9 protein-coding genes are annotated in these 8,786 nt (G+C 72.4%); 3 read left to right on the forward strand and 6 right to left on the reverse strand.

The features are described 5' to 3' along the window. Complete coding sequence (locus K6I33_RS26640) at positions 1–2,094, forward strand: hypothetical protein (protein WP_229357076.1); 2,094 nt, start codon at positions 1–3, stop codon at positions 2,092–2,094. 59 nt (positions 2,095–2,153) lie between these two features. Here the strand turns inward: K6I33_RS26640 and K6I33_RS26645 are convergent, their stop codons facing one another. The 4 genes from K6I33_RS26645 to K6I33_RS26660 all read right to left on the reverse strand — a co-directional run bounded on the left by K6I33_RS26645 (position 2,154) and on the right by K6I33_RS26660 (position 6,277). Continuing rightward, positions 2,154–3,299 carry a SagB/ThcOx family dehydrogenase gene (locus tag K6I33_RS26645; protein WP_229357077.1) on the reverse strand — a complete coding sequence of 382 codons (1,146 nt, stop codon included), beginning with the start codon at positions 3,297–3,299 and terminating at the stop codon, positions 2,154–2,156. 241 nt (positions 3,300–3,540) lie between these two features. Then, entirely contained in the window at positions 3,541–4,323 is a 783-nt protein-coding gene (locus K6I33_RS26650; RefSeq protein WP_229357078.1) for a class I SAM-dependent methyltransferase, read from the reverse strand. Positions 4,324–4,594: 271 nt separating this feature from the next. Continuing rightward, positions 4,595–5,617 (reverse strand): hypothetical protein, encoded by a 1,023-nt coding sequence (locus K6I33_RS26655; protein WP_229357079.1) that lies wholly within the window; start codon positions 5,615–5,617, stop codon positions 4,595–4,597. A 63-nt stretch (positions 5,618–5,680) separates the two neighbouring features. Next, positions 5,681–6,277, reverse strand: a complete 597-nt coding sequence (locus K6I33_RS26660; protein ID WP_229357080.1) for a hypothetical protein — start codon at positions 6,275–6,277, stop codon at positions 5,681–5,683. Positions 6,278–6,507: 230 nt separating this feature from the next. Here K6I33_RS26660 and K6I33_RS26665 point away from each other — a divergent pair, with 230 nt between their 5' ends. Then, entirely contained in the window at positions 6,508–6,930 is a 423-nt protein-coding gene (locus tag K6I33_RS26665) for a YchJ family protein (RefSeq protein WP_229357081.1), read from the forward strand. Between the two features lie 132 nt (positions 6,931–7,062). Here the strand turns inward: K6I33_RS26665 and K6I33_RS26670 are convergent, their stop codons facing one another. Further along, positions 7,063–7,623: a TetR/AcrR family transcriptional regulator gene (locus tag K6I33_RS26670; protein WP_229357082.1), complete on the reverse strand. Its 561-nt coding sequence runs from the start codon at positions 7,621–7,623 to the stop codon at positions 7,063–7,065. A gap of 98 nt (positions 7,624–7,721) precedes the next feature. On the opposite strand from K6I33_RS26670, the gene K6I33_RS26675 reads away from it, so the two are divergent. Continuing rightward, entirely contained in the window at positions 7,722–8,009 is a 288-nt protein-coding gene (locus K6I33_RS26675; protein ID WP_229357083.1) for an antibiotic biosynthesis monooxygenase, read from the forward strand. Here the strand turns inward: K6I33_RS26675 and K6I33_RS26680 are convergent. Then, the coding region (locus K6I33_RS26680) for a bifunctional 2-polyprenyl-6-hydroxyphenol methylase/3-demethylubiquinol 3-O-methyltransferase UbiG (RefSeq protein ID WP_229357084.1) at positions 7,972–8,786 on the reverse strand (815 nt) is incomplete at its 5' end. The two genes, K6I33_RS26675 and K6I33_RS26680, sit on opposite strands and share 38 nt — an antisense overlap.

Here is an 8,786-nt window from a genome sequence, read left to right on the forward strand (position 1 = left end):
GTGGTGGGACAGCACCTGGCACTCGCCGGCCCCGCCGTCGCCGCACCCACCCCGCTGCCCCTGGACCGGGCCGCGTGGGCCGCGCCCGCCGTCCGGGCGGGGACCTTCCCCGAGTGGAGCCGCTTCGCCCGGCTGGCCGACGGGACGTTCGACGAGGACGCCGACCCGGTACGCGACATGAAGCCGGTGATCGACGCCCTCAAGGCGCAGAACGTCAGCGTGATCGAGCTCGACACCATCCTGTCCAACTGGCTGACGGACGAGGAGTTCGGCCAGCACGTGGGCAAGGTGAGGAGCTTCGTCGGCCTCGCCCACGCGGCGGGCCTCCGCGTGGTCATGTACTACCCGTCGATGGAGCTGATCAGCGTCGGCGGCGAGAAGGGCCGCTCCTTCTACAAGGACGGCCAGGGCAAGGACTGGGTCCAGCGCTCCCTCGACGGCAAGCCCAACGTCTTCTACGGCAGCCTGGTCGTCTGGGTGGACCCGGGCGACGAGAGCTGCTGGCTCAGCCCCAACTCCCCCTGGCGCGACTACTACCTGAACCGGGTCAAGGCCCTGGCCGGCACCGGCCTCGACGCACTCTGGCCGGACGTCCCCATCTACTTCGACGGCGCGCTGAGCTGGTGCGACGGCTCCACCTGGGCCGCCGCCGCCTTCAAGGCCGACACCGGCCTCGCCCTGCCCCCCAAGGCCGACTTCACCAGCCCGACCTTCCGCCGCTACGTCGAATGGCGCCACCGCAACCTCCACCAGTGGCAGCTGGACATCGCGTCCGCCGGCCGGTCCGTCAACCCCGACCTGGTCACCTTCGTGGAGACCGTCAGCATGGACTACCAGTACGCCACGCTGGTCGGCCTCGACGGCGCGTACCTGCGCACGGCGGAGGGCGTGAGCCATGTGTGGGAGGTGGACATCCTCGGCAACTACGACGGGATGCGCCACGCCACCGCCACCGACTGGACCTGCCTGATCTCGATGTACAAGTACGCGCGGGCCGCCAGCGGCACCAAGCCGGCCTGGGCGTTCTCCTACGGCTGGAAGGCCGACGACGCGTCCCTGGTGATGGCCGAGCTGCTGGCCGCGGGCTGCAACCCGTACGAGGTCAAGAGCCCGTTCAAGAACGAGACCACCGACAGGGCGATGCGCACCCGCATGTACGCCTTCGTGGCGGCCAACCAGGAGAAGCTGTACAACACCACGACCGCAGCCGAGGTCGGCGTCTACCACTCCTCCCCCTCGCGGGACTTCGTCAGCCCCTCGCCGGGCACGGGCATGTACGCCAACGTCAAGAAGCCGGCCGGGGTCAAGGAGTGGTGGAGCTCGGGCAGCGCGGAGGAGAGCTGCTCCAAGCAGGCGTGGCTCGGGGAGTTCCGCGGCACGGTCAAGGCACTGGTGTACGCGCACGTCCCCTTCGTCACCGTCACCAGCCCCGGCCTGACCGCCGCCGACCTGGCCGGGCTGAAGGTCCTGCTGCTGCCGAACCTCCAGGCGGTCTCCGACGCGGAGGCGGCGGTGCTGCGGGGGTTCGTCGCGGGCGGCGGCACCGTCGTGATCACCGGCCCGGCGCCGACGGCGCTGGACGAGCTCGGCACGGCCCGGAGCGAGTACGCGCTCGCCGACGTCCTCGGCTTCCGCAAGGGCGACGCCCTGCCGGACAGCAAGCAGAACCGGTTCGGCGCGGGGACGTGCCGGTACGTCAAGTCCCTGCCGGGGCACACGTATCTGGACACGGCCGACAAGGCCGCCGGTGAGCTGCTGCTCGCCCCGGTACGGGCGGCCGCGCCGCCCTCGGTGACGCTGAGCGGTGACGACCGGATCCACCTGGAGATGGGGCGGCTGGGCGGTGACGTGGTGATCCAGCTGGTCAACTTCACGGGCTTCGGGGACGTGGCGGCGGCGTTCAGGACCACGCCCGCCGCGTGCACGGTCGCGCTGGCCGTGCCGGCGGGGAAGAAGGTGCTGGGGGCGACCGTCAGCTCGCCGGATGCGGGATCGCCCGCTCCGAAGGCGGTTCCCTTCACGGTGGACGGCGGAACGGTGAGCGTTCCGCTGACTGTCGCCCAGTACTCCTTGCTCACGCTCACCCTGGGCTGAGCCGGGAGGCAGCGCTGGGGCGCGCCGCCGCGCCGGGGCCGGCCGCCGGATCCGGGGCGTCAGCCCCGCGGCGGCCGCTCCGGCGCCGGGCCCGGACGGCTCCTGCGGAACGCCTCCAGCCCCGCCGGCCGCTTCAGCCCCTCGGTCCCCTCCGGGCCCTCGGCCGGCACCCCGGCGCCGAGCAGGTACAGCGCCGTCTCCTCCACCCCGTCCAGGCCCAGCAGTTCCTCGACGGCGGAGTCGGTGAACGCGGCGGTCTGGAAGGGACCCAGTCCCAGCGCGGTGGCGACCATGGCGAAGGTCTGCGCGAAGTGGCCGGCGTCCATGAGCATGATCCGGTAGGTGCGCGCCGTGCGGTACTTGGACCGCAGCCGCTCCGTGAGCGAGGTGAGCACGACGGCGAACGCCGCCTCCTCGATCCCCCGCTGGTTCACGCTCAGGCCCGCCACGTCCTGCCACGGCGGGCACTCGGCCAGGAACTCCAGCGCGTGGGTGAGCACGTTGTAGTGGTAGACGCCGGGCGCCACGTCCGCGACCCGGCGCACCAGTACGTACGCCTCGGTCTCCTGCCGCGCCCCGGCCGAGGCGCTGGTGCGCTGCATGAGGCCGCCGTAGGCGTCGGCGTCGATGAAGGCGGCGGGGCCGAACACCGCGGCGAGCAGCGCCGAGAAGTCGGCCAGCGGCACGTCCCGGTCGGCGAAGGCGCGATGGGTCCGCCGGCCGTACAGGACGTCCCCGAAAGAGGCGTCGAGGCGCCGGGGGGCGCGAGGCAGCAGGATGGTGTCGGCGTCCGGGTAGGACTTGAACAGCGCGGGCCGCTCCGTCTCCGAGGCCAGGCAGGCGCGCAGTTCGGGGGTGTCCTCGGTGTAGGGGGCGTCTTTGGTCATCGCGTGGAGGTAGCGGGCGCTGACGTTCCACTCGGGCCAGGCCGTCCCGGCCGCCTCGTCGCCGTCGGCCCCCGGATCCCCCTCGCGCACGACGAGCCCGGCGGCCTCCAGTTCGGCCAGGGACTGGAGGACGGATTCGGGGTCGAAATCCGGGAATCGGGCGGCGGCTTTCTCCTCCTCGATCCATTCCCCCAGCTCGTTGAGTAATTCCGCCCCCAGGGGTTCCAGGGAAACCGTGGTACGGGTGCGGTAATTCTCCGCGACGAATTCGTTGTCGTGCCAGTAGCACACGATGCTGCGGGCTCGGCGGACGGGCAATTTCGCTCCTCACAGGATGTACCGTGGCCGGGCCCGCGAGGGGCCCGGCCACGGTCACTTTCACGCGGAGTGCAGCACGAGGTACTTCTCCTCGGTGACAACCGGCTTGGTGTTGACAACCATCTTGCGCATGGGGCCCACCTCCTTCACATTCGGATCTCACCGGCGGCCGGCCGGATGGCCGACCGGGATCGTGGCGGAGCCGCGCCGCGCGGGGCCGGCGGCTCACGACATGGCGGAGCTAGCGGCTCACGACATAGAGGATCTTCCGGCCGCGGATCTCGTCGCCGGAGTCGGTCAGCTCACCGGCGGTGAGCCCGTGGGCGGCGACGAGCCGCAGGCCGGCGGCGGCGAGCAGCCGCCGCACCGTGGCATCGGAGTGGTGGCGGTAGACGTGCCGGGACGTCACGCGCCGCCAGTCCTCCCCCGTGCGCCGGAAGTAGGTGTGGGTGACGTCGACGACCGCGTCGGGCTCCACCGGCGCGGGCCCGCCCTGCCAGACGTCGTAGTGGCCGTCCTGGTCGACGATCCGCGTGACCGCGTAGGCCCGCTGGTAGCTGCCCAGCGTGTTCATGTCGAAGACGAAGATCCCGCCGTCCGCCAGCTGCCGGGCCACGCTCCGGAAGGCCCGCTCCAGCTGCCCGTCGTCGGTGAGGTAGCTCAGCGGCTCGCTCATGCACGTGACGGCGTCGAAGGAGCCCAGCACCGGCAGGTCGCGCACATCGCCGACCGTGAAGGGGAGGCCGGGCGCCTTCGCCCGGGCGCGCTCGATCATCGACGGGGAAAGGTCGCAGCCGGCCACCTCGTAGCCCAGGTCGCGGAAGGCGACGGTGCTGTTGCCCGTTCCGCAGCCCACGTCGAGGAGCACCCGCCCGCCGGACCCGTATTTCCCGATGAGTTCGTGGTAGAAGGAGACCCACCGGGAGAAGAGCGGGTCCACGGCGAGCACGTCGTAATCGGCGGCGACCGTTTCATAGGCGGTCCGTGCGTGATGGAAATCCTGGTCCGCGGTTTCCGTGGACATGCGACCACCCCTCGACTGGAACTCCTGTTGTTTCTGCTGCTGGTGTTACCGGCATGAACATATGCCGGTGGAAAGTTGACGGTCAAGACAGTGGGTGCGACCGGGATGTGACTGGCCGGATGCATGCTCATGGAAACTTTTGTTGTTTAAGGGGAGATGACCGGGGTGCGGGCGAAGAACCCGAGTTCCGGGGGCCCTTGCCCGTCCCCGCGGGGACGTCACCGCGCCCCGCGCCGGCCCGTCCGCCGGCCCTGCGGGGGAACCGATCCGGTCAACTCCGGGGAGCCGCGATCCGCCACAGGGAGCTCGGACGGTCCTCGCCGCCCTCGTGGGACTCGAAGGCTATCCAGCGGCCGTCCGGGGACCAGCTGGGGGCGCCGTCGTAGGTCTCGGGGTTCCTGGTCACACGGACCGGGGCCCCGGTGCCGTCGGCGGGGATGACGAAGATCTGGGGCAGTTCCAGGCCGCCCGCCGTGGAGGAGAACACCACCGACCGCCCGTCCGGCGACCAGCTGGGGTCGGTGTGCTCCCCCGCGCCCCGGGTGATCCGGCGCAGCCCCGAGCCGTCCGCGTTCACCACGTACAGCGCCCAGTCGTCGCCGTCCTCCTCGCGCCGCTGGAAGACCAGCCGGTCGCCCTTGGGGGACCAGTTGGGCTGGCGGTTGTCGGTCCGGGTGGCGGGACCGTCCAGGAGCTTGACGGCGCCGGTGCCGTCGCGCCGGACCTTCCACAGGGAGCCGAGCTCGGCGCGGTCGCCGGAGCCCTCGCGCTCGACGCTCTCCTGGAAGACGATCCAGGCGCCGTCCGGGGAGAAGCTGGGCTCCAGATAGCCGGAGGGGCCGTCGTGGTCGGTCACCCGGGTGGGCCGTCCCCCGGGCCGGAGCACCCACACCTCGTCCCGGCCGCCGCCCGCCCGGTCGGAGGCGAAGGCCACCTCGCCGGACGGGTTCCAGCTCGAACCCGGCAGGTTCACCGCCGCCTTGTCCTTCTCGTCGAGCAGGGTGCGGGGCGCGGCCCCGGGCGTGCCGCCGTCGCCGCCCAGCGGCAGGACGCGCAGGGCGGCGGCGCCCGCGTTGTAGCCGTCCTCGAAGACGGTGAAGAGGAGCGACCTTCCGTCCGGGGAGAACGCCGGGTTCTGGGCGCTGGCCCGGCGGCCGCCGTGGAAGAGCGGCTCGGCCCGGTCGGCACGCCGGGAGCCCGAGGGACCCGGGTCCGGCTCCTCCGTGTCCTGGCCGCCGCAGGCGGTCGTCAGGGAGGCGGTCAGGATCGCTGCGACGAACAGACGTCTGCGCACCGGGCCGACCGTAGCGGAGCCGGCCGCCGTCGAACAGGGGTGTGCCGGAAGGAACGGAGGTGACTACAGTCCCGGCAGGGGCACGGGTGCCGGGAGAGGTGCCGGGAGAGGTGCCGCGTTCGACAGGAGCTTGGGCACGGAGGTGAGGAGGGCCTGGAGGTCGGCGGTCACCTGGCCGACGAGCGCCGTGACCTTGCCGACGTCCTTGGCCTGGACGGCCGCCAGCAGATCGTTCACGTCCTTGACCAGGGTGTCCAGCTGCGATTTGACGTCCGAGACGGGGTCGACGGCCAGGCCGTCGGTGCCGGGGCGGGCCGGGGTCTTGGCCTTGACCGCCCGGACGTCGGCGAGCAGCCGCTCGGCCGACTCGCGCAGCCGCACTCTCAGGTCGCGCAAGTGCTCCATGTCGGGATTCCAGGACTCGGCCTCCTTGACGATCCGGGAGCCGGTGTTGAGCGTCTCGCCCAGGCTGCCGATCGAGTCCGACCGGCTGTCCGCGCCGGGCACGGAGTCCACCGGCACGTCCGCCGCGGCGGCGTGCTCCACCGCGGCAGCGTGCTCCGCCGCGCGGCCGGCGGCGAGCGCGGGTCCGGTGACGCCCAGGGTGACCGAGCCGCAGACGAGGGCCGTGGCTATGGCGGTGAGCTTGGTGCCGCGCATCCGGATGACTCCCTTCCAAACGCCTGTCGGGACGCGACCACCGTCCGCCGCGCCGGATGGGCGCGCAACCGGCCGCTCTTGGTGACCGGCACCGGGCGCTCGGCCCGCACACCGCGATGAGCTGGGAATTCACCCGAAAGAACAGCGGGGGGCGGCGCCATCCGGCCCTGCGGCCGAAAGGGTTCGCCCCCATGGCCGGGAGCGCTCCCCGGGGCAGGCAGAATCGGGGGGTGTCCAGAAGAAGCTCACGCTCCCCCAAGCCGCCCGTCGTCACCGCCGGCTCGCCCTGCCCCTGCGGGCTCGACGCCACGTACGGCGACTGCTGCGGCGCCTTCCACGCCGGCCGCGCCACCGCACCCACCCCCGAGCGCCTGATGCGCTCGCGCTACAGCGCCTTCGTCGTCCTCGACCCCCTCTATCTGCTGCGGACCTGGCACTCCTCCACCCGCCCGGCCGACCTCGACCTCGACCCGGGGATCCGGTGGACCGGCCTCGACGTCCTGGCCACCACCGGCGGCAGCGCCTTCCACGAAGACGGCACGGTCGAGTTCCGCGCCCACTACGAGGCCCACGGCGAGGCCGGCTCCCAGCACGAGCTCAGCCGCTTCGTACGGGAGGACGGCCACTGGGTCTATCTGGACGCGGTGGACTAGAAAGCAGCCGGATCGGCACAGCGGGGGCTCGTCATGGTCCCCGGACGTCCGGTCCGGCGGCCGTCGGCGGGGCGCACCGTCCATCCGGCACTGCCGCTGCGCAGCGTTCGGCCGGGGATCAGTCCGTCGTCGCTAAGCATGGGGGACGTCGAGGATGATGTCGGCGGCGCGGGCGATGACCGGGACACGGGTGCCGCCGGGGTGGTCGGCGGCGAGGAAGTGGCTGCCGATGGCCGTGCAGAACGCGAGCAGGGCACGGGCCTCGACCTCGTCGGGGTCGGTGCAGAAGGTGCCGATCGCGTCGCGCACCAACTGCATGCGCTTGTTGTCCACGCGGCGCAGGCGGTCGGCGACGGTGCGGTCGCGGCGGGCCCATTCGCGGATGGCCAGGTCGATGGGGAGCAGGCGGTCGCTGGAGAAGGTGAGCTGCCCGGCCAAGCGGACCTTGTCCCGCGCGTCGCCGCCCTCACGCTCGACCCGGTCGATGACGTCGTCGATGCTCTCGCGCTCCCAGGCGTCCAGCATTTCGGTCAGCAGCGCCTCGCGGTCGGCGAAGTATCCGTAGAAGCCGCCCTTGGTCACCCCCAGCGCCTTGGCGAGCGCCTCGACCCGCACCGCGTCCACCCCGCCCGAGGCCAGAGCCCGCAGCCCCGCCTCGACCCACTTCTCCCGCGGCGTGCGCAATGCGCCCATCTGTGGCCCACCTCACCCTGTCAACCCAGTTGTACGGAGCCGCATAACGGCCTAGCCTCGCGTTGTACGGCATCGTACAACCCGGGAGAGGACACCCCATGTCATTCGGTTTCGTTGCCTTCCACTACCCCGCCCCCGAGCACCTCGAGGAGTTCGTTCGCGAGGCCCACCAGGTCGCCGAGGCGGCACGGCGCCAGCCCGGGTTCCTGTCCGTCGGGGTCTGGGTCACCCCGGACGGCGACGCCGTCGTCACCACCGGCGCGTACGAGTCCGAAGAGGCCTTCCTGGCGGCGGCCGAAGTCGGCCGCGAAATGGGCGCGACGCCCGACGGCCTGAGCGACCTGGAGGTCAGGCCCCGCGAGGTCCACTTCCTCGTGTCACGCTAGAGGCGACGCCGGCGCGCACGAGGAGGGTGCCCAGGGCCTCGTCGCCCGGCGGCGGCACGACGCGCGCGTCGACGTCCGTGAAACCGCTGCGCTTGAGCAGGTCGGCCCACGTCTCGGGCGGGTACTGCCAGCGCAGGACCGTGAGTTCCCGCTGCCTGCCTTCGAGCCACTTCCCGCGCATCCGCTGGGGGCCGTACGCGTCGGGGCCCGGCTCGGCGTGGCTGAAGACGAAGACGCCTTCCGGCGCCAGGCGCTTGGCGACCAGCGGGAGGAGCCGTTCGGGGTCGGTGAACCAGGCCGCGCCCCACATGGAGTAGATCGCGTCGTACTCGCCGGCCTCGGTGCCGAGGAAGTCGCACACGTCGGCGTGGATGAAGGTGACGCCGGGTTCGTCCGCCCACCAGCGGCGGGCGCGCCCGGTCTGGAACGCGGAGAAGTCGACGCCCGTGACCTGGGCACCACGGCGGGCCAGGCAGACAGCGTCGGTGCCTTCGCCGGGGCCGAGTTCCAGAACCGTGCGCGGCGTGCCGAGGAGTTCGGGGCCGGGGCCGTGGCCGGGGAACTGCGTCCACTCGAACCGGCCCGGCTCGGGGGCCGGCTGTGCGCCCTCGCCCCGGTGGGGCTTGTAGAGGTCCCAGTATTCGGCGGGGGTGGGGGGCGGGCGGGGCGGGGAGGGGGGTGGGGGTGTGGGTGGGGTGCGGGGGGGGCGGGTGGGGGAGGGGGAGGGGGTGGAGGCGGCGGGCGGGGGCGGGGGCCTGCTGCAGGTGCGTGCGGGAC

It is taken from the genome of Streptomyces sp. UNOB3_S3 (genome assembly GCF_020740895.1).
GTDB lineage: Bacteria > Actinomycetota > Actinomycetes > Streptomycetales > Streptomycetaceae > Streptomyces.

Bases quoted from the DNA above. Each gene is read 5' to 3' on its own strand.
- K6I33_RS26660 (WP_229357080.1), bottom strand. From the start codon at position 6,277: ATGCGCGGCACCAAGCTCACCGCCATAGCCACGGCCCTCGTCTGCGGC.
- K6I33_RS26670 (WP_229357082.1), bottom strand. From the start codon at position 7,623: ATGGGCGCATTGCGCACGCCGCGGGAGAAGTGGGTCGAGGCGGGGCTG.
- K6I33_RS26675 (WP_229357083.1), top strand. From the start codon at position 7,722: ATGTCATTCGGTTTCGTTGCCTTCCACTACCCCGCCCCCGAGCACCTC.
- K6I33_RS26650 (WP_229357078.1), bottom strand. From the start codon at position 4,323: ATGTCCACGGAAACCGCGGACCAGGATTTCCATCACGCACGGACCGCC.